This window comes from Paenibacillus sp. A3 (genome assembly GCF_001399685.1).
GTDB lineage: Bacteria > Bacillota > Bacilli > Paenibacillales > NBRC-103111 > Paenibacillus_G.
The window spans coordinates 1-20,552 of the sequence record NZ_JTHN01000220.1 but is presented as its reverse complement, the minus strand read 5'-3'; the positions used below and the strand labels follow the sequence as shown (position 1 = coordinate 20,552).

22 protein-coding genes are annotated in these 20,552 nt (G+C 55.2%); 7 read left to right on the top strand and 15 right to left on the bottom strand.

The genetic code is table 11. The features are described 5' to 3' along the window. The first annotated feature begins 242 nt into the window (after positions 1-242). Together QJ48_RS29030 and QJ48_RS29025 are read left to right on the top strand one after the other, a co-directional pair. The gene (locus QJ48_RS29030) at positions 243-836 is read left to right on the top strand and encodes a sigma-70 family RNA polymerase sigma factor (protein WP_054976861.1); all 594 of its coding nucleotides are present in this window, start codon (positions 243-245) and stop codon (positions 834-836) included. Continuing rightward, positions 815-1,798: a hypothetical protein gene (locus QJ48_RS29025; RefSeq protein ID WP_054976860.1), complete on the top strand. Its 984-nt coding sequence runs from the start codon at positions 815-817 to the stop codon at positions 1,796-1,798. The genes QJ48_RS29030 and QJ48_RS29025 overlap by 22 nt, the downstream gene beginning before the upstream one ends. A gap of 69 nt (positions 1,799-1,867) precedes the next feature. Here QJ48_RS29025 and QJ48_RS29020 read toward each other — a convergent pair whose 3' ends face one another. The 9 genes from QJ48_RS29020 to QJ48_RS28980 all read right to left on the bottom strand — a co-directional run bounded on the left by QJ48_RS29020 (position 1,868) and on the right by QJ48_RS28980 (position 10,952). Further along, positions 1,868-2,701: a protein-glutamine gamma-glutamyltransferase gene (locus tag QJ48_RS29020; protein ID WP_054976859.1), complete on the bottom strand. Its 834-nt coding sequence runs from the start codon at positions 2,699-2,701 to the stop codon at positions 1,868-1,870. A gap of 89 nt (positions 2,702-2,790) precedes the next feature. Then, on the bottom strand, positions 2,791-4,107 hold the full coding sequence (locus tag QJ48_RS29015; protein WP_054976858.1) for a deoxyguanosinetriphosphate triphosphohydrolase family protein: 1,317 nt from the start codon (positions 4,105-4,107) through the stop codon (positions 2,791-2,793). A gap of 115 nt (positions 4,108-4,222) precedes the next feature. Next, positions 4,223-4,756 (bottom strand): hypothetical protein, encoded by a 534-nt coding sequence (locus QJ48_RS29010; protein WP_054976857.1) that lies wholly within the window; start codon positions 4,754-4,756, stop codon positions 4,223-4,225. Between the two features lie 33 nt (positions 4,757-4,789). Next, complete coding sequence (locus QJ48_RS29005) at positions 4,790-5,230, bottom strand: Hsp20/alpha crystallin family protein (RefSeq protein ID WP_054976856.1); 441 nt, start codon at positions 5,228-5,230, stop codon at positions 4,790-4,792. Positions 5,231-5,341: 111 nt separating this feature from the next. After that, positions 5,342-5,590 (bottom strand): spore germination protein, encoded by a 249-nt coding sequence (locus tag QJ48_RS29000; protein WP_054976855.1) that lies wholly within the window; start codon positions 5,588-5,590, stop codon positions 5,342-5,344. 53 nt (positions 5,591-5,643) lie between these two features. Further along, on the bottom strand, positions 5,644-5,871 hold the full coding sequence (locus QJ48_RS28995; RefSeq protein ID WP_054976862.1) for a spore germination protein: 228 nt from the start codon (positions 5,869-5,871) through the stop codon (positions 5,644-5,646). 156 nt (positions 5,872-6,027) lie between these two features. Beyond that, entirely contained in the window at positions 6,028-7,971 is a 1,944-nt protein-coding gene (locus QJ48_RS28990; protein WP_054976854.1) for an LTA synthase family protein, read from the bottom strand. Between the two features lie 225 nt (positions 7,972-8,196). Continuing rightward, the gene (locus tag QJ48_RS28985; protein ID WP_054976853.1) at positions 8,197-9,783 is read right to left on the bottom strand and encodes a glycosyltransferase family 39 protein; all 1,587 of its coding nucleotides are present in this window, start codon (positions 9,781-9,783) and stop codon (positions 8,197-8,199) included. Positions 9,784-9,956: 173 nt separating this feature from the next. Continuing rightward, positions 9,957-10,952, bottom strand: a complete 996-nt coding sequence (locus QJ48_RS28980) for an aldo/keto reductase (RefSeq protein ID WP_054976852.1) — start codon at positions 10,950-10,952, stop codon at positions 9,957-9,959. A 170-nt stretch (positions 10,953-11,122) separates the two neighbouring features. On the opposite strand from QJ48_RS28980, the gene QJ48_RS28975 reads away from it, so the two are divergent. Continuing rightward, complete coding sequence (locus QJ48_RS28975; RefSeq protein WP_237763101.1) at positions 11,123-11,959, top strand: AraC family transcriptional regulator; 837 nt, start codon at positions 11,123-11,125, stop codon at positions 11,957-11,959. Between the two features lie 90 nt (positions 11,960-12,049). Beyond that, positions 12,050-12,238: a hypothetical protein gene (locus QJ48_RS28970; protein ID WP_054976850.1), complete on the top strand. Its 189-nt coding sequence runs from the start codon at positions 12,050-12,052 to the stop codon at positions 12,236-12,238. Here QJ48_RS28970 and QJ48_RS28965 read toward each other — a convergent pair. Further along, positions 12,223-13,053 (bottom strand): protein kinase domain-containing protein, encoded by an 831-nt coding sequence (locus QJ48_RS28965; protein WP_054976849.1) that lies wholly within the window; start codon positions 13,051-13,053, stop codon positions 12,223-12,225. The genes QJ48_RS28970 and QJ48_RS28965 overlap by 16 nt on opposite strands. Positions 13,054-13,210: 157 nt before the next feature. Next, a complete protein-coding gene (locus QJ48_RS28960; protein ID WP_054976848.1) occupies positions 13,211-14,155 on the bottom strand; it encodes a TRM11 family methyltransferase in 945 nt (314 codons plus the stop codon). A 129-nt stretch (positions 14,156-14,284) separates the two neighbouring features. On the opposite strand from QJ48_RS28960, the gene QJ48_RS28955 reads away from it, so the two are divergent. Both QJ48_RS28955 and QJ48_RS28950 read left to right on the top strand, forming a co-directional pair. Continuing rightward, positions 14,285-15,301, top strand: a complete 1,017-nt coding sequence (locus tag QJ48_RS28955) for a GNAT family N-acetyltransferase (protein ID WP_054976847.1) — start codon at positions 14,285-14,287, stop codon at positions 15,299-15,301. Positions 15,302-15,485: 184 nt separating this feature from the next. Continuing rightward, a complete protein-coding gene (locus QJ48_RS28950; RefSeq protein ID WP_054976846.1) occupies positions 15,486-15,920 on the top strand; it encodes an NUDIX hydrolase in 435 nt (144 codons plus the stop codon). Between the two features lie 105 nt (positions 15,921-16,025). Here QJ48_RS28950 and lepB read toward each other — a convergent pair whose 3' ends face one another. The 3 genes from lepB to QJ48_RS28935 form a co-directional block, all read right to left on the bottom strand. Next, positions 16,026-16,580: a signal peptidase I gene (lepB, locus tag QJ48_RS28945; RefSeq protein ID WP_054976845.1), complete on the bottom strand. Its 555-nt coding sequence runs from the start codon at positions 16,578-16,580 to the stop codon at positions 16,026-16,028. A 175-nt stretch (positions 16,581-16,755) separates the two neighbouring features. Next, a complete protein-coding gene (locus QJ48_RS28940) occupies positions 16,756-17,397 on the bottom strand; it encodes a GTP pyrophosphokinase family protein (RefSeq protein ID WP_054976844.1) in 642 nt (213 codons plus the stop codon). A 173-nt stretch (positions 17,398-17,570) separates the two neighbouring features. Then, positions 17,571-18,578, bottom strand: a complete 1,008-nt coding sequence (locus QJ48_RS28935; RefSeq protein ID WP_054976843.1) for a hypothetical protein — start codon at positions 18,576-18,578, stop codon at positions 17,571-17,573. Between the two features lie 153 nt (positions 18,579-18,731). Here QJ48_RS28935 and QJ48_RS39295 point away from each other — a divergent pair, with 153 nt between their 5' ends. After that, complete coding sequence (locus QJ48_RS39295; protein ID WP_272948164.1) at positions 18,732-19,115, top strand: substrate-binding domain-containing protein; 384 nt, start codon at positions 18,732-18,734, stop codon at positions 19,113-19,115. A gap of 99 nt (positions 19,116-19,214) precedes the next feature. Here QJ48_RS39295 and QJ48_RS28925 read toward each other — a convergent pair. Further along, the coding region (locus QJ48_RS28925; RefSeq protein WP_054976841.1) for an MFS transporter at positions 19,215-20,552 on the bottom strand (1,338 nt) is incomplete at its 5' end.

Sequence of the window (20,552 nt, the reverse complement as noted above, 5' to 3'; positions counted from 1 at the left end):
CGTGAAAATACCGCAAATTCTAATCAGATTCACGGGTTTCAAGAGCGGCTGGAGGGATATACCCCGCCGGCGTATTCAGAGAATTTCTACGCGAAGCGGGTTTCTCAACAAGCTCTCCGGTGCTTGATTGCCGGGGTTATTTTTTGCGTGCGGCGACGAAACTTTTTTAACTAAAAACGAACGAATTCGAAGCTTGGGACCAATATAGAGTGAAAAAACAACGATAGGGGGGCCGGCCGCCTATGACAGACTCCGAATGGCAGCATTGGATCAAGCAAGCGAACCATGGAGACGAAAAAGCGTTTCAAATGATTTACGAACAAAGTAAAGACCAGGTGTACCGCACGGTCACGCTTCTCATCGGCAACAAACAGGACGCGTGCGACGTGGTCAGCGAGGTGTATGCCGAATTATTCAGGTCGCTCGCAAAATACGACGGACGCAAGCCGTTCCGTTCCTGGCTTACCGGCCTCGTGATCCGCCAAACCCGCAACTGGAACCGAAGACTGTGGCGGAAATTCAGGCTGCACGAGCGCAGCAAACTGCTGGAAACGAAAGATTGGGCCCCGGATACGGAGGAGCTGTTCCTGCAGCATGAGCATCAGCATGAACTGATCGCTCTTGTCCATAAGCTGCCCTACAAGCTCCGGAGCGTCGTCGTGCTTCGCTATTATCAGGAGTATACCTTTGACGAAATTGCGGAACTGCTGGGCATCCCGTCCGGGACGGTCAAGTCCAGGCACCACGCCGCAATGGCCAAACTGCGCAAGCAAGCAGGCCATTTAATCGAAACGAACGAAGGAGGGCTTGCCCCATGTCCATCGAAAATCAATTAAAAACCGAGCTTCAGCAATTTGCCGGAACCCTTCACGCCCCATCGCAGCTCGACGAGCGAATCGGAGCGTTAATTCGGAAGCATACCCGCGTGAAGGCTCCGTCCCTCAGACCCGCCAAACGTAAATACGCGACCCGGGCAGCTCTTATCGCCGCGTGCATCTTTCTGTTTTCCGGCATCGCCTATGCTTCCAGCCTGCTCTATACGATGCAGTCGGATAAGGTTCGCGTAGAGGTGACTCAGCAAGCCGCAGCCAGCCTGCCCGCAAGCTTATCCGCCGAGTTAACGCAATCGGTGCTCGACATCCGCAGCCAGCTCGCTTCGGGCGAATCCGCTTACGTATACAGCGCGGAGCTTGAGAAGCGGAAGCTGCCGGCCCTGCTGAAAATTACCTCCCCCGCCGCCTATTCGGACATCGACGCATGGAAAACGGAGACGAAGAAGCGCTTTGCCCCGTTCAAGACGCCGACGGCGCTGCCGGCCGGATTCGCCTTCGTCCGGGCGGAGCTGGGATCTCCCGTCGGCGGCATCGACGCTGCGGCCTATGAGCAGTATCATAGCTTGCTTCGAAAAAAAGCCGGGGCAGCGGACCAAACCATCGTCTGGCAAAAGGCGCCTTCGGCAGGTGAAGCCGTCTCTCCGATGGATTCGCCCGGGCTGGTCTATGCCAATGGTGACGGGGAGCAAATCGAGGTGCGTTACCAAGTGTTCTCCGGAGACGATGCGATGACCGACATCCGCACCATAACCGGCGAATCGACAACCGCGGATAAGGTTTCCGTTTCGAACAAGGACGGCTACTATACGTTGAACCGCAACCATATCCTCAGCGAAACGGGCGCGATACAAAGCTTGGCTTGGCTGGAGACGCAAGATGCCAGCACGATCCTGTACCAAGTGACGACCCCTTCGCTGAAAGTATCTCAAGACGATCTGCTGCGAATCGCAAATAGCTTACAATAACCTCTCGCAATAAAAAAGGGATCTCTCGTGCGCGATTTCGCGTATCGAAAGATCCCTTATAATCGTGTCTCAAGCGTAAATGTTGGTCCTTCCGCCGATTTTGACGACAATCCGGCCGCGGGCTTCGGGCGGCAGCCAAGCGAGCGCCGCTTGGGAAATCGGAACGCGGGAAGACGCCGCCTCGTACAAATAAACGAAATTCGGGTACGTCACCTGATCGATCATGTGAGCGGACTTTGTGGCGCCGGGCTTGCGATGCTTATTGAGCTTGGCAATGATACCGGCTGCATTCATAATGCCGATCCCATGGCCGAAATAGTTGTCGTGCCCGAGCTTCACTACGTTTTCCCCCTGCCACTCCATCCATTCCGGGTCGACGTCGGGATTTTTGAAATACAGGATATCGCCCGAATATGTCGGCATTTTCTCGGCAATCGTAATCAGCCGCAGATCGCTGTCGACCTCCCACGAATACAAATACAGGTCGAAGAACAGCCGGTTGAACTTCTGGTCTCCGATCGTCTCCAGCACCGCTTTGTACAGCACGATAATGATGGCGGTAGCGCATTCGAACGCATAGGCCCGGCCGTTCGAGAAAATATCGCGGATCGCTGCGGCGGGCTGTACGTCCCGCCTCATCTTAAATCCGCCATCCTCGGTACGGGTCCAATAGGCTGCGTTGCAGCGCGATTTCTTGAAGGAAGCGAACGACGCCGCGCTGTTCTGCATATCTCTGGCCGCTTGGACAATCGCCGTCCGCAGCCTGAGCTCGAAGCGCAGCGCTCCTTCCGAATCATATTGGTACGTCGTGGGGCTCCTGTGTTTTTCCTCGTAGATGTCCCTCTCGGGCGGTTCCCAGGCGGATATATCGACCGACGTCTGGCCGTCCGCAATAACGATCATGGGGACCGGTCACCTCCTCGTCAGAGATGCGATACTAGCGCTCGCTCCCAGTATATGCCGGGGAGGGCAAGGATCAGACCCCAAAAGCCTTAATCCATCTCGTAGATCGAGCCGGATTTGCTTGCGAACAGTTCGGCGTATACCTTCTCCGCATAGGCGTCCGTCATGCCGGAGAGATAGTCGGCCACGAAACGCGGCCACGTCCAGCGGTTTTTATGCCGCTCGTAATTTTCGATCCAATCGGCCGGAATGATCAGGCGCCCTTCCTCAGGCACCTTGAAGCTGTCCCACAGCCGCCGGATCATAATTTCGCTGCGCTTCTGAAGCCGCTGCACGCGGAAATCTTTGATCAGCGTCACCCAAGCGAGCTTTTTCAAAATTTCCATCGTCCGCAGCAGCTCCAAATCCTGCTGTCCGTCGCGAACGAACGTGACCCGCTTCCAGCCTTTCTTCGGATCGTCGATAATGCCGACTCGCCCGGCAAAGGCGCTCACCCAGCGGGCTTTCATCTCTCTCCGGGTCCGCGAGGCCTCGTTATCGCACTCGGCGTAGATTTCCTCCCACTGCTCCAGATACGAAGCCAGCACGTGCTTGACCATCGCCTTGATATCGACCTGGTCCCAGCCGACCTCCAGGTTCCCCTGATCGCCCTCGATCTCTTCCACCAGATGCATAGCGAGCCGGTCGTCCTCGAAAAAGGTCCGGTTCATCTGAATTTTGCCGGCGCGGATGCCGTCCTCGATATCGTGCGTCGAATAGGCGATATCGTCGCTCAAATCCATCAGCTGCGCCTCCAGCGTCGAGCAGCCGGCCGGCATGTTCCATTTGTCGCGAAGGTAGCTGATGCCTTCCCATTCCATCGGATACACACCCTTAATCCGTCCGGGCGTATCCAAATTATACGGGTATTTATTAATCCCGAGCAGCACCGCCGCCGTCAAATCCAAGCCGCTGCCGCTGCCGGCGCGCTTCTCCAGAAACATCAGCAGGCGAAAATTTTGCGCGTTGCCCTCATAAGCCAAGCCGTGCTCTTCGGCAAGCAGCCGGTCCAGCACTTCTTCCCCTTTGTGCCCGAACGGCGGATGTCCGAGATCATGCGCGAGCGCAGCGCATTCCACGACAGCCGGATCCATCATCAAGCCGGGATGCTCCTTCCGCCGCAAAAACTCGTAATGCTCCCCAAGCCGCCGCGCCGTCTCACGGGCAATTTGCGACACCTCGATCGAATGCGTCAGTCTTGTCCGGTAGTAGTCGCCGGACCCGGCGCCGAATACCTGCGATTTGCCCTGCAGCCGCCGAAAAGCCGGGGATTGGATGAGCCGCGCATAATCCCGCTCGTATTCATCCCGTTCTTCGCTGAACGTCCCGGCCACCGGTTCGTCCAAACGCAGTTTACGCAAGTCCATAATCATCCCCCCGCTACTCTGCTTTCCTATGTCATGAAAAATAACATCATAGGTTGTTGAGCAAATTGTAGCATATTCCTTTTGCAAAGGAAAAGGGGCGCATCATGGGCTTGTCCTACGTCCTGCTGCCAAAACGGATGCGGGGGCCGCCATGGTGCGGATCGCTTCCCAAGGAAGAGGAGGCAGACTTCTTCTCCTGATCCGGATTGCCGTCCCCCCCGGGTTTGTGATCTGCCGCAGATTTGCCGTCAAAGGCGGGCTTACTCTCCGTTGCGGGATTCCCTCCCGCCTTAGGTTTGTCCTCCGGCTTGGGCTTCCCGTCGGCTGCGGACTGGCTTGTGCCGGACCCGCTCCCGTCAGCTTCCTTGCCGTATGTATATGCCGCTCCGATGTTCAGCTTGCCGCTCAGCTCCCGGATGCCCAATTGTCCAAGGTTGTTGTTCAGATCGATATGCTCGACGACCACCTTTTCAATCGATAACGATTGGATCACGATGGCGGGTTGGGTCTGCTGGTCCTCCAGTTTCTCCATCAGCTGGTTCAACCGTTCTTCCAGTAGACGGAGCCGCTGCGCTTCTTCGTGCTTGCCGCCTTGCTGCGGGGGCGCGTTGGCATTGGGCGTTGTCCCGAAAAGCGATTTCCTGTTCATCGTATCCCCACTTTTTCAGGAAATAATATCCAATCATTCAATCTCGATATGTTCGTCTTTGCGCCGCATTCTTTCGTAGTTGAGAATGAGCAGCCCCCGCTCGAAGCGGGCATGGACCGGAGACTGCTCTCCCAGCTGCGGCAGCGGAATCGTACGCTCGAACGGGCCGTAAAAACGTTCCTTATGCAGCGGGACGGCATTGTCCAGCGGCGGCTTAGCAATCCCCCGCACGGTTAGTTCGTTGCCGGACAGCGTCAGCTCCACGTCCTCCTTGCAAAGCCCTGGGAGCTCCAGCACGACCCAGTTCTCCTCCTCCCGCTCGTACAGATCGTACGCCGGATACCGGCTTGGCTTACTGCCCTCCGCGCCTTCGGAAGCCGCATCATCCTTTGCCTCGAATACAGACTTCCAAAAATCCCCTTTCTCGAGCTTTTGCGCCAGCTCCATCCACTGCTTCAGTTTATCCATGTCCATAACCCGAAGCCCCCCAACGGCCGACCGCCTCATAAACTGCTATTCAGAAAAAGTCCCGTATCGCCGCTCCGATATAGCCCTCTTGTCCCTTCCTCCCGCATACCGCTGATGTTAGACGGTATTCGTCACCGGAGAGCTCGGGCTGCCGAACGAATTCTGATTTTGATCAACAAGATCCGGGTCCGCCCCGACATTGATCATCAACGAGGAAACGGGAGATAAGTCCCCGTTGGCAAAATTGGCGCCGACAACTTTCAAGTTGACCGTGTGGCCGTTTTGCACCGTCGTACCGAAATCAATGTTCGCGTTTTTGGACAATCCGTTCGTCTTAATATTAAAAACATTAATAATGTTGGGCATCTTTGGCGCCTCCTTCTGCTTGCAAGCCCGCTGGTAAAGCTAAAGCGCATGCTTCATTTGGAAGAGAGCGTGAGCTCCCCTTGGTCGTTCAGATCGGGATCGATATAAATATTGCGCATTTCGGATCGTGGCGGGGATTCGTCCCCAAAGGACGCGTTGGTTCCTTGCGTTTTGGAACGAACCGTATGGCCATGGTGAAACGTATCTCCGATGCTAAAGGAGCCGTTATTCGAGATGCTGTTGATTTTGATATAAAAAATATTAATCGCCGGCGTCGTCACAAGAACCCACCCGCTTTCGGCATTGATTCTATATTGTATGCGCGGAAAGGCAGTCATTTGCCCACCAAAGCAAAAAAAGCGCAAAAAGACGGCTGGACCATGATCCAACCGTCAATTCATTGCTGTGAGCAATCCGTTATTCAGCGTCCTGCGTAGCTAATGCCCTTCGGCATTCGGCCCGGCTCCCCCGCCTTCCGGATCTGCTGCCCCGGCGTTAGAAGGGGCTCCGGTATATTTGGCGAGATACTGCTTTCCGAACATTTCATCATATTGAAGCTCCCGGTACTTCTCCACATCGGCAGCGACCGAAGCCGGGACCGACGTAAACATCTGCCCGTCCGAATCAATGACGAGATTGCGCAGCAGGCCCGGCGTCTTCTTGGACAGCTCGACATTGTACGCCAGCGCGGCCGGCTTCTCCATCTGCAGCCGGTCCAGCACGTAGGCGCTCAGGAACGAATTGCTCAGCACCGGCACCTGCTCCTTCGCCATGTCGAAGTTGGACCACATCACAAAAGGCACGCTGTGCATCCGTTTTAGATCCTCGAGGGACCATTGATCCGATTTGGCCGTAGGAATGAACCCGGACTGCACATACACGTCGTAATCATATCCAAGCATCGGCAGATGATCGCCATAGAACACGACAACCGTCGGCTCGCCGGACTTTTCGAAATGATCGATCAACAGCTGCAGGCTCCGGTCCGCATCGCGGGCGCCGTGCACGTACGTTTGCAGCGTATCGCGGGCCGTATCGTCAAGACTGCCTTGAACTTGAATGGGATTGTCGCTGCCGTAGCGATGATCGTCGTAAGGGCCGTGATTCTGCATCGTAACCGCATAGATGAACGTCGGGTTGTCGTTGGCCTCGACTTCCTTGATGATGCTCTTGGACACCTCGTCATCCGCGATGAAATCGCCGCGATACTCGGGATTCTGGAAACCGTCCTTGCTCAGGAAGCTGTCGAAGCCCATATGCTTGTAGACGGCTTCGCGGTTCCAGAACCAGCCTTCGTACGAATGGATGGCCGCGCTCTTATAGCCTTGGCCCTTGAAATAGCTGGCCATGCTCGGGATCGGCTTGCTGATGTACTGCTGATAAGGAACCGATCCAGCCGGCAGAAAACTCATGGACTGCCCGGTCAGCACCTCAAATTCCACATTGCTTGTGCCGCCGCCGAACTGCGGTGATAGCAGATAGCCCGACGTGCTCTCCTGCTGTAACCGATGCACCGTAGGCACCGGATCTTCGCTGAAGGTGACGTTCGGCAGCAAGGTCGGGTCCCAGAACGCTTCGTTCATAATAAAAATGACGTTCGGCTTCACCCCGCTTGCGGCGTTCGCCGTCGACGTGCCGACCATTTCGTTGAGGCTTTCGGCCAGATTTGCCATTGTAGGCTCACTGTAGCCCGGCGGCTTCGGTACGATCGTATTTTTTACGTTCATGGTGAACGCCAGGGATAGCCCGTTCGTTCCGTAGTTTTCCTGCTGGTTCCAGACGATCTCGTTCACTCCCGCCCGGTCCAACAGCGTTCCGGTCCACGGAGCCCGCACGCCAAAGCTGTACAGAGCAAAAACGCACAGCGCGCCCAGGACTACCCGGGTTACGGGACGCAGCGCCAGCCGTGGCACCCACAAGCGGAACAGGAAGATTACCGCTACTACGGCAAAGACCAACCCGATCCGCACAAGGGCGGTATGAGTCGTGACCAGCGGCAGAATGTTCATGCTTTCCTTGTTCAGGAAAATATCCCATGGAAAGAAGGGTTCGCCGATCAGCTTTACCTTGAAATAACTGATCAGCGATACAAGAGAAAGCACCAGGGCACTAATGCCGGCAGACAGCACCAGCGACCCGATGATACAGTAAACCAACGCAAACACCAGAAACACAATCAATGCATTCAATCCGAACAGCTTCCAATTGGCGGTTAGCCATGTCCAGGTCTCGTGTACGGTTCCCCGTCCTATCAGTTCCATGCCAAATACCAGAAGCAGGGGAATTCCAATCATTGCGGCAACGATTAAGCTGTTCCATCCCATGCGGGCAAGCTTTGACCGTGATGACTTTGGCTGTCCTTGGGCGACCAAGGGACGCATCGCTTCTCACACTCCTATCAGCCCGCATATCCTTCTTAATTGCGGAATCCATTTTTAATATATTGTAAAGGTTAAATATTAAGGAAAAATGAATTTAAGATGAAAGGGAGAAATTGGTCCTTGCGGCTCAGGACTTTATCCCCGTTATCGGTAAAAAAGAGCAGGGCTCGCTCCGGAGAGTTTGCCTGCTCTTTCTTATTACCCAGATTTACAAAAGGTTAACACTTATGGGGCCTCTGGCTGCCATTTTTTTATTTTATACAGCCTCCACTCGTTGTCAAAATCACGATAAAGCTCGGCCCATTCGTTGCCCTTCTCGTACAAATCCTTGTATTTCGTATTAATGGCGCTTTTATCGGCGTTCGGCAGCGGCCGCGGGATCAGAATATAATCGACGCCGTTGCCGGGCGGATCGTTCTTGGCCTTCTTGAAGTCATAATCGCTCGTAATCAAAAACTTCTTCGTATTGCGGCTGTTCACCAGAATCGTAAACGCGGAGGCCGAGTCGGTCAGGATGGTCGCATCCCCCATATGCTCGTCCAGCCATTTCGCCACAGACCGGTCCAGAATCTGGCTCTGGTAATATTTGTTCCCGCTCTTGATCGTCAGAAACGTATTCTCGTCAGGCGCAATTTGCGGGTTGGTGACCGCATACGACAGCAGCGCGGAAGTAGCCAGCAGTCCGGCAGCCGCAACCGTGAAGGCGGCCCGGCGCTTCCGGAGCAGGCCGAGCTCGTAAGGAATCCAGGCTACCGTAATCGGATACACGTACATGAAATAGCGGAACCAGCCGAAGGACGATTCCTTCATTAACAGCGCGAATTGCAGTCCCGGAATGGACATGAACAAGCACAGCAGCACCAAAGTCTCCCAACGCAGCAGCCGTCCCGCAAACGAACGGATCAGCAATACGGCCGCCAGCGGCACGGAAAACCAAGCGGTTTTTTTGGCAACGAAACCAAGGGCCAGTAGCGGGCTGTTAAAGATCCGGCTGAAGTTCTCGTCCCCCTTCAGCGCATCGGACTGCGCCTGATTGGAATATTCGGAGTGCAGGAAGTAAAGCGCGTCGCCCATAATAATATAGTTGAAAAAAATCCAGAGCAGCCCCGAGAAAACCGCCGGCAGCAGCAAAATGAACGCGGTTGCCTCCACCTTGCGGGCCCGCTCCGCCCAGGGCAGCGGCCTTTCCCCTTCGCCCGGCGGCATCAGCAGCAGGACGATCAGCAGAGCGGCTCCCAAGGACACGCCGAAGGGGACGGCTTCGTACCTCGTCCAGAACGCCAAGGCCAGCGCAAAGCCGGAAAGCACCAGATGGCTGATTTGCCGCGTTTTGAGCCAGTCTCCGAACCGGATCACGGTGTACATGAGAAAGTAAATATACGGTGCGTCGCTAAGCCCGTTGGCCCCGAACAGGAAAACGAACGGATTCAGGCAGTACAGCAGGCTGAGTCCGAGGCTCATGCCGAACGACAAGCCGTTGCGCCGCCCGGCATCATACAAGAGCAGCGCCGTAAGTCCGGCGAAGACATTGGTGACCAGCACCCCGGCCAATCCGTAAGACGCCAGCTCCGGAAGGATCGGGTAGAGCACCAGAACGGCCAACTCCATGAGGCTCGGCAATGGATTCCATACGAACCCGATGGCCCCCAGATGAGGGTCACGGCTGTAGAGTACATAGAAAGCGTTAGCCACCCGGCTGAGCGCGTCCGAATGCATGTATCCGACGACATAACTGATATAGAAGCCGAGCGCGAACTCGGTTAGAAAGAAAAACAGAAATAACCCCCAGCGAAATGCGTTTCTTCTCAGCATCGATTCAAAGCTTCTCCCATCCGAAAATAACTGCGGCCAGATTCGTCAAAGAATAGGCATTTAGAACCATTATAGGACGAGAGTCTACTGGTGAAAAGAGGTAATTCGCACAACAAAAGCCGTGCTCGACTCTTCCACTTCCTGAGTCAAGCACGGCTTTTGTCCTCTGAGGCCTATTTACCGCCAAGCACCGCTTCGATCCGTTCCAGCTCTTCGCTGCTGAATTCGAGTTTGCTTACCGCGCCTACGGCATCCTCGATCTGGCTTACTTTGCTCGCCCCGATGAGAGCGGAGGTCACCCGGCCGCCGCGAAGCACCCACGACACCGCCATCTGCGACAGCTTCTGGCCGCGCTCCCGGGCGATATCATTCAGCTTGCGCACCTTGCCCATCACTTCGTCCGTCAGCTCCTCCGGCTTGAGGAAGACGCTCGAACCGGCCGCGCGGGAATCTGCCGGAATTCCGTTCAGATATCGATCGGTCAGGATGCCTTTGTAAAGCGGCGAATACGCGATGCTGCCGACGCCTTCCCGCTCCAGCAGATCGAGCAGGCCGTCTTCGACCCAGCGGTCCAGCATGGAGTAGCGCGGCTGATGAATGACGCACGGCGTGCCAAGCGATTTCAGCATGGCGATCGCCTGCTCCGCCCGGTCGGCGCGGTAATTCGAGATGCCGACATACAGCGCTTTCCCTTGACGCACGAGGTAGTCGAGCGCGCCCATCGTTTCCTCCAGCGGGGTGTTCGGGTCCGGACGGTGATGGTAATAAATGTCGACGTAGTCCAGCTTCATCCGCTTAAGGCTCTGGTCGAGACTCGCGATCATATTTTTGCGGGAGCCCCATTCGCCATAAGGTCCCGGCCACATATAGTAGCCCGCTTTCGTCGAAATGATTAGCTCGTCGCGGTAGTTTCGGAGATCGGAATGAAGTATTTTGCCGAACGTTTCCTCTGCCGATCCCGGAGGCGGTCCGTAGTTGTTCGCCAAATCGAAATGCGTGATGCCCAGGTCAAAGGCGCGCCGGACCATAGCCCGGCCGTTCTCATAGATGTCGCCGCCGCCAAAGTTGTGCCACAAGCCCAGGGAAACGGCCGGCAGCTTCAGCCCGCTGGCTCCAAGCCGGTTATATTTCATCGTGTCATACCGGTCGCCGCTCGGTAAATAAGACATAGTCGCAACTCCTCCTTAGGAAGGTGATGTGATTGAATAACCTGCACTGCTTGTTTCATTGTAGCGCGCGCCGCTGGAAAATCGTATGTCAGCATGTTGGATAAAATATAGTATAATGTCACTTAATCCTCTTCATGGTGAAGCGAAATTACGGAGCGGAGGTGGCAAGCGTGTGTGCCTTTAAGTATGTTCACAGGCCCGGACCGCACGAGACGGGTATGGACTTGAAGCTGTACTACTGCGGGATGGAAGACTGCGCGCCCGGACATTCCTGGGGCCCCGGTCTGAAGGATCATTATAAAATTCATTACGTCCATCGCGGACGCGGCGTGTACCGGACTCCCTGGCAGACGTACGAGCTGTCGGCAGGTTGCGGCTTTCTCGTGTCCCCGGACACGGTATCGTCCTATCAGGCCGACCTCGATGAGCCTTGGACGTATTCCTGGGCGGCCTTTAACGGGGTGCAGGCGAAGCATTATTTGCAGCGGGCCCGCCTCAGTCCGGAGCAGCCGGTCTTCGAGTGCCGCAGGCCGGAGGTCATCGAAGGCTGCCTTCAGCGCATGTTCGAGGCCGGCCGGAGATCCCCGAGCCGGGATATGAAGCTGCTGGGCGCGCTGTATGACTTTTTGTCCGTACTGACCGACGAAGCTTATGAGGAAGAAGATATGCCGCCGGAAGCTTTTGTTCCGATGCGGGATAGGTATGTAAAGCAAGCGTTGGAATTTATCGAAACGAACTATTCGCGGAATTTTACGATAGAGGAGCTGGCCCAGTCGATCGGCCTTGGCCGGAAATACTTGTCCCGGCTGTTCAAAGAAGCGCTTGGCGTATCGCCGCAGCACTTCCTTCTCCGGTATCGTATGGACAAGGCTTGCGAGCTGATGAACAACGGCGCGCTGTCGATCAGCCAGATTGCCTATTCGGTCGGCTACAAGGACCAGCTGTTGTTTTCGCGCATGTTCAAGAAGGTGAAGGGCTTAGCCCCCAGCCATTACAGGAACCGGTAGACTCGGCGGCGCTGCCGTCTTACTCCGTCTTGAAACCTCCCTGTCGTTTGTCCGTACTACCTACTATTCACGAAACGGGAGGAATTCGCGATGCTTAAACATTTGCTGAAAAAAATCGTTCACTCCGTCACGCATTCCAAGCAGGGTCACTACCGGCACGGAAGCAGCTCGCAGCGCTTCGTCCAGCCGCGGCGCTACTCGTCGTCAGACCACCGGCACCATTCCGGATACGGCCACGGCTATTATAAGAACAAAAACCGCCGTCACTCCAGCTCCTGATTAGCGTCTGCCGTATTTTGCAGCCTCTGCAGCGTGTTATCCAATTCCAATCGAAACGTTTCCGTATCCGCATAAGGCGGCTCCACTTGCAGGAGCCGCCTTATCATATGCTTGACGTCGTCCGCGACGTCAAGCTCCTCCTGCCAGTCGGCCGGCAGCTGCCCGGGGCGCTCTTGATACGAAGAATACAGCAGAAACAACAGCAGGTGCCCTACCGCGTACAGATCGCTCTGCACCTCGGGCGTTCTCCGCTTCCTGAGCTCCTCGTCCGCATACGGCTCCGCCGCTTCTTCGCCGATCCGTTTGGCCAACCCGAAATCGATCAAGTAAAGCCGCTCCTCCCGGAGGATCACGTTAGGAATCCGGACATCGAGATGGACGATGCCCCGGGCATGAACGAAGCTGACAATCTCCATCAGCTTGGCGATCCACCGCAGGCTTTCGAGCTCCGAGAACGGCCGTTCCTGCTCGAACAGCAAGTCCTCAATCGTATGCCCTTCGATCAGATCGATCGCGATGCAGAGCCGGTTTTTATGCCGGAACGAGCCCCGAAAGCCGGGAATGCCCGGGTGCTTCAGCCCGCTCAGCAGCTCCATCTCCCGCTCCAGCAGCCGCTCGGCCAGCTCCCCCTTGCTCGGCTTGGACTGCTTGACCACCACGTGCTCGCCGGTACGAATATCGCAGCATCGGTAAGCAAGCCCGTAGCTGCCGCTGCCGAGCGAACGGACGATTTCGTAGGTACCCGCCAACAGACGCCCCTCCGGCTCGGGGTAATCGAGCCAAGCTTGCCGGATTCCTTTGAGATAGTTTAACATCGATGCTCCTCCAACCCGTTCGAGTCTTCGCGTACCTTTTTCCATTTGCAATCCGCTTGTTCCTACATACGAAACGGCGTCGATTCCGGTTCCCGGAAAAACCCGGGAAACCTCCCGTTCAGAAGGAAAAAAGCGCCGACCCCGGGCGGGTCCGCACTTAACGGCATATGATCATGTGCCGGGAGAACGAGCCTTTGCGCACAACGCACCGGTCCAGAACGGCGAACCCGGCCTGCCCGGCGAGCGTCTCCACCGGTTCGGTGGACACGATAACGGCCCGCTCCGCCAGCCGCCGGACGTTCCCGAGCAGGCGAAGCTGCTCCTCCGGCGAAATGACCGAGCACAGGTTGTACGGCAGGTCGAGGACGGCGGCATCGTACCGGCCGCTCACGTCCCCGATATCCGCCACGCGCACGACGTCCGGCAGCCCGAAGTGAGCGAGATTCGCGCGGGCGCCGCGGACCGCAAGCGGATTGATGTCGGAGCCGACGATGTCGATCCCCATCGAGAGCGCCTCGATCAGCACCGTGCCGATGCCGCAGCATGGATCGACCGCCCGGATGCCCGCAGGATGCGGCACGGCCAGGTTGGCTAACGCCCGGGCGACCCGCGTGCTGAGGGCGGTGGAATAATTATGCGGCTTCCGGCTGTGCTTCAGCCAGACCGCTTCGTTCTGCCGGCAGGGGCCGAGCACCCAGCGCTCTTCGCCGGTGCAGGCGAAGCCCAGCAGCCAGTCCGGCTGGCGCATGTCGGCCCGGCCGCGGATGCGCGCGCCGAGCTCCCGTTCCATGGCCCGCTGGTCCTCATACGCGGCATGGCAGCCGGCCTTGACGAAGACGACCTTGAACGAGCCGCCGTCCAGCTCCAGCGTCCCGGCCAGCTCCCCGAGCTCCTGCAGGCTTGCAGCCTCGCACAGCACATCAATGCGCTGCTTGACGAACGGGCTGCGGCTCGGATCGACGTCCGCCGGACTCTCCAGCCAGCCGTCCCGCGCTTCCGCGCCAAGCAGCGTGCGCAGCTCCAGCGCACACAGCTCCGCCTCGTCCTCGTGACAGGCGTAGGTATACAAGTATGACACCGGTCTCGTACCGGACATTTTCATGGGCAGGTCTCCCCTTATCTTTGCGCAAGCCTTCAAGTCTGGTTGTAATCTTATCAAAGGGGGCGTCCGTATTCAAATCAAAAAGGCCGATCCGGATAGATTTCACGCCCAAAAAAATGAGGTGACGGAATGTCCATTGAACTGCGACCCTTGCGGCTGCCGGATGATTACGAAGCGTTAGCGGCACTGGTGAATACCTACTGGTCGGAGCCTTGCACGGCCCAAAGGCTGGAGGAGGACGATGCCAAGCTGTATAAGGTCGGCCATACGTATCTCGATGAAAACGGGCTTCTGGCCGGCTATGACCGTACCCGGCGCGTTGCCGTGACGGAGCAGGATGTCATTGTCGGATACGCCTGGTCTTGGCGGGCGCCATGGACGGAGCCGGGACATCTCAATAACACGCTTATCGTGGCCGGAGACTACCGCCGGCAAGGAGCCGGACAGCTGCTTTTCGAGCATGTCATTGATTGGGGAACCGCTCTCGGGGCAACAACCCTCGTCACGGAGGTCTGGGACGATCACCCGGATGCGCTGCAATTTGCCGAGCGCCGGGGGTTTGCGGTCGAACGGCACGCTTTTCAATCGGTGCTGAAGCTGGATCGGGTTGACCCGGAGCGCCTGCGCGAGGCCGAAACGCTCAAGCGGCTGGAGAGCGGAGGTCTGCGGTTCCTGACGCTGGCGGACGAGCCCGGCGAGGAGAGCGAGCGGAAGCTGTACGAGCTGTACAAGGAGACGCTGGTAGACATTCCGGGGTACACGGGAGAGGTTCCCGACTTTCAGGAATGGCGCAAATGGTATCTTATGGCCGAAGGCTACGCACCGGAGCGAGTGATCATTGCAGCGGACGGCGACAACTATGTCGGAGTAACCAACGTGCTTCACAATCGGCAAACCAACGGGATGTATCACGAGTATACGGGAGTGAAGCGGGCCTACCGCGGACGCAAAATTGCCCTAGGCTTGAAAATCAAAGCCATGCTCTTGGCCAAGGAGCGAAACGCCGCCTATATCCGCACGGACAACGATTCCATGAACGCGCCCATTCTCCGGATCAATCGAAGCTTGGGCTATGAGCCGCTGCGGGGGACTTACCGGCTAACCGCCAAGCTGGGGAATGTGGCGCGGATCGCGGCCCGGAATTAGCGGGATCGCTTGAGCTTGAACGGTGCCGGACTATTGCAAGCGGAGCGATTAAGCATTAAGCTATTCGAAGTGCGCCCATGCATAGGCCCATTTCGGCAGGAGCAGTCGGCTATCCGCTGGAGCGGGCTCCGGGCTGCGCATACTTTGCAGGCTATCGAAGCCGCGGCTTATAGGAGGAGCTTGATTGAAAACAGTTAATGTTGCATCCGCTGTGATCACCGATGATGACGGGAATTTATTAATCGTGCACAATACAAAAGGCGATTCCACGTATTGGAGCCTTCCGGGCGGTGCGGTAGAAGAAGGAGAAACGCTGGAGCAAGCCGTCCTGCGCGAGGTGAAGGAAGAAACCGGTTACGATATTGCCGTTACCGGATTGAGCTCGCTGAGAGAAGTATTATTTACGGAGCGGGGGCACCATGCCTTGGTCGTGACCTTTTTTGCCAAGGTGATCGGCGGGGAGATGGGCAGCCACGATCCGGATCAAGATATTTTGGAGATACGTTGGGTCGACCTTCAGACCGCAAGGGAGCTCATGCCCGCCTTAATGGAGCAATTGAAACTAAACTCCGTCACCAGTCCATCCCCGGCATTTTATGCCTTCGAAGGACGCGTTTGAGATCGGCCGGACAAAAAATCGGCCCTGCATAAGCTGCATAAGCAAGGCCGATTTTCCATGAAGCTCCATATTCGCAATGGTCATCGCAAGGGTCTCTACCTTTGCTTACGGAAACTTCATAATTCCCATCACGTGATCGAGAGGAATATAGCCGATGTTGCGGCTGTCGCTGCTGTTGTTCCGGTTATCTCCCATTACAAAAACATGCTTGTCGGGAACCGTCCACTTCCGGTCCGAGCTAAAAATCATCGCCTCTTTCATGTAAGGCTCCTGCAGCGCTTCCCCATTCCGGTAAACTTGATTTTCCTTGAACTCTAGGACGTCGCCCGGTTTGCCGATGACCCTTTTGACATAAAAAATATGCTCGTCCGTGTTCCCTCTAAAGTATTGCACCAAGGGATTCTCCAGGATGCTATCCGTCAACGTCCGTTCCCGGTTAACCCGACTGTCGATCACGACGACATCGCCATAGTCCGGCAAATAAGAAAAGGTATGGGATAATTTCGAAACGTAGATCCGCTGATCGTTCTGCAAAGTAGGCTCCATGGAATGCCCTTCGACCTTGAATGGCTGGAAAACAAAGATGCCGACGACCAAGGACAGTACAAAAGCCATGGCGAATGCGCCGATCCAGTTTCCTAGTTCTTTTAGTGCTTTCATCAGGCGACCGCTACCTCCCTAATAGGTATTATTAGTTGCCATTATGCTGGAAATGTTTAGAAAATGCAACTTTTGGCGCAGCGAATAAGCGCTTTCTCTTTGACGTGAAGAAAGAAAGACAAGACCCTTGCGTCCTGTCTTTCTCCATCCGTGCAGCCCCGGTTTGCGTGCCGATTTACTGAATCCTCGCATACGGCGAATCCAGGTGTCCGATTTCGTCGCTGATCGCTTTCATTTTCGCATCCAGCTCGACGGTTAGATGCGCGGCGGACAGCAGCTCCTGTTTTAGGCGGTCCGGAATGTCCTTGTTGTATTTGTAAAAAATTTTATGCTCCAGGCTGGCCCAAAAATCCATCCCCAGCGTGCGCAGCTGGATTTCGGCCTTGACCAGCTGCGTGCCCTTGGAGAGCAGCACCGGAACTTCGACGATCAGATGCAGGCTCTGATAGCCGTTCGGCTTCGGATTGCGGATGTAGTCCTTGCATTCGATGATTTTCATATCGTGCCGGTTGTTCAGAATTTCGTACAGATCGTAAATGTCGCTCAGAAACGAGCAAATAATCCGCACGCCGATAATATCGTTCAAGTGGTCCCGCGCAGCGACAAGGCTGACCGGCAGCCCCTTGCGCTGCAGCTTGTTAATGATGCTCTCGGGCGATTTGATCCGGGTCTTGATATGCTCGATCGGGTTGTAGTTGTAGACGTGCATGGCCTCTTCGTTAATATGCCGGATCGTCGTGCTCAGCTGCTCCATCGCAAATTTGTAAGGCAGGAACATCTCTTTCCATTCGCCGGCCGCTTTCAATTTATCGATCATAATCTGGTCCCTCGTCAATTAAGTATTGGATTAGACCACCCAATGGAGTCCTCTTTTATCATAAAAAATTATGGCGCCCGAAGCAATTTTGTGAAAATAATGTGGACAACCGCCGGGAGACTGATCTCTTTGCGGGACGAGGATCTTCGGCCGGATCAATGAGCGCCAGCTCTTCAACCATCGCCTGTAGACCGCGCTGACCCAGGAACCGTAAGTTTGTATAGTTCAATGATTAGACTGAAGGAAGTAGGAAATTGAGTTTCTTCATCAGCGAATGCCTTCATATCTGTTAACAGTTCTTCACCTCTATTATTAAGCAGCATGACAAAATGTCTCTTTAGATCGTTTTGAATTTGTTCAAGCAGCTTGTCGGGTAATGGGATTCTTGTCTTCTTGTTGGGAAGCAGCCAAACTCCCGTCTGGAGAATCTCCACCTTGCCCCCTTCGTCTACCACGAGAACATCTAATTTCGTTTCATAGGATATTTCTTGTAAGGTAATCGAGTTATATGGCTTTGAAACTTTAACCATATCGTCTTGTATATTTAGTTTTGGCTCGTCTCCGTCATTATCCGTGAGACTTGGGATGGGCATGAACGATAGAGAGCTTTTTATACTTTGTTGATCGATAACGATTTTTTTAATAAATTGTGTAAAATTAAATTTGTCGTTCAGAATACACATTCGAATAATTCCCAGATTTCCGCCGGAGTAAAGATCCTTCTCGTCTTGCCTTAACGGAAATAGGGTAAGTTCATTAGCTCCTTTAACATCCCACTTTATTTCAAGCGGAACAGTTGTCACTCCATGGTCAGCGTAGGAAATTTCAAGCGCATCATACCAGACGCTGTCGTTAGGCAATCTTAATTTTGCCCCTGTATTTCCCTGCAATGCAATGAATGTAACCTTGCTTCCTTTGGTTAAGGTGTCTATAACATAATGGCCTTGAATAATGTCCCGATGTTCGAGATTCTCGTAATATTTGTAAACATCCTGGCCTCTTATATCTAATTTTTTCTCCCATGGAGAGTCAATTTTAAAGGAATGCGCCAATGTAAAAGTAGCGCTGCTTTCAAAAATCTCACTGGATTGTGCTAAAAGCTCATGATGCTCGTGAATTACTAATTCAGTCCAATCGACTTCTCTAACCTTTGAAGCCGAATCACCTTTTTGATATCCCATACATGTCTCCTCACGATCTGGAATAATAGACGAGTAGCAGGCACCTGATGATTTAAATTATATAACAAAAAAACAGGCAAGACCCGCTTCCGCGGCTCAAGCCCGTTCCTTTCTACATCACATCGGCTGTATTCGCTTTCAACTCCGTTGCGGATGAAGCTTCCTCCGTCCCGCGATGCCGCGTGGACACCCCGAATACGGCGATCGCAGCCGCGCATAACAGCAACAGCCTGCAAAAAGACAAACACGCTCAAATTAACCAATTGGTGGAAGGAGACATATTCCGCGCCGCCGACCATCGCCATGGAGGTCGACCATATGGAAACGTGCAAAGAGATGGTATCGAGCGGATTCGGGTATGCGATCATCCCGGATATCGTATTGAATGAGAGCGAAGATATGTACCGTCTTCAATTGAGAACGAAGCACGGGGAACCGATTTTGCGAAAATCGTGGATGATTTACCGGAAGGAGTCCTTGCATATTTCGTTGATTAAAGCGTTTGTCGACTTTATCAAAGCGCAGAAGCTGATGTAATGGTATTTATCGAATTCGATAGAAATCGTTTATATCTGCTCGTTTAAACCAAAAAAAACGGACCCGGACCAAACGCATGGTCCAAACCCGTTTATGGTTTTACCCGTTCGCCGGCTGCTTCCCGCGGAGGCGGGGCGACGGTTCGCGGTCCGTTTCTGCCGCTTCCTGCGGCTTCGGCCCCGGGCCCCCGCTTCCGGTGCGCAGCGGAATCTCCTTCAAGAAGAACGTCAGCACAAGCGCGACAATAAGCAGCACAGCCCCCGCCAAAAACACATTTGCCAGCGAGTAACTAAGCGCCTCGCGGAGCGAGTCGATCATCCGGCCGAACACCGTCTGCAGCTCCGGCGGCAGGGCTGCCTGAATCTGCGCCAGCTTCGGCTGGTCGAGCAGCATCTGCGGATTGTGGAACGCCGCGAGCTTCTCGGCCACCTTCGGATCGAGCTGGCTCAAGTCGACGCCCCGCCCGCTGGCCAGGATTTCCTGCAGCTTGTTTGTCATGCCCGTCGACATGATCGTCCCCATGACGGCAATGCCGATCGTGCCGCCCAGGTTACGGAACAGCTGCGAGGAGGCCGTAGCGACGCCAAGATCCTTCGGCGATACGGCGTTCTGGACGGTCAAGGAAAAGACCGGCATCCCCAGCCCAAGGCCGAAGCCGAACACGATCATGCTGAGCACCGTCACCGAGATCGTATTCATGTAATGCATGATCATCATCCCGATGACCATAATGATAATCCCGAGAATCGCGATCCGCTTGTATTTGCCCGTCTTCGTAATCAACTGCCCGCTGATCGCACTGGTCACGACCATCCCGATGGACATCGGCATCGTCACATAACCGGAATAGGTCGGCGAAATCCCCATCACGCCTTGGACGAAGAACGGCGTATACATGAGCGCTCCCATCATCCCGGCGTTCATAATGAACCCGATGACGTTCGAGATCGTCACAATCCCGTTTTTGAACAGCGAGAGCGGCAGCACCGGACTTTTCACCCGGCTCTCCACCCAAATGAAAATAACCAGCGCCACCACCGTACAGGCGAACAAACCGAGAATTTGCGACGAGGCCCAAGCATACTTCGTGCCGGCCCACGAGAACGCGAGCAGCATCGGCACGATCGTCAATGTAAGAAACAGCGAGCCGAAATAATCGATCGATTCCGACGGCTTGCGCTCCACCTTCGGGAACATGGTCAGAATCATGATGAAAGCGACAATGCCGAGAGGCAGGAAAATCCAAAATACCCAGTGCCACTCTAAATGATCGACGATATAGCCGCCAAGCGCCGGACCGACAACACTTGCAAATCCGAACACGGACATCATGATCCCCGACCATTTCCCGCGCTCGCGGGGAGCGAACAAGTCACCGACGGCCGTAAAAGCCGTGGCCATGATGATCCCGGCGCCCACCCCCTGGATGCCCCGGTA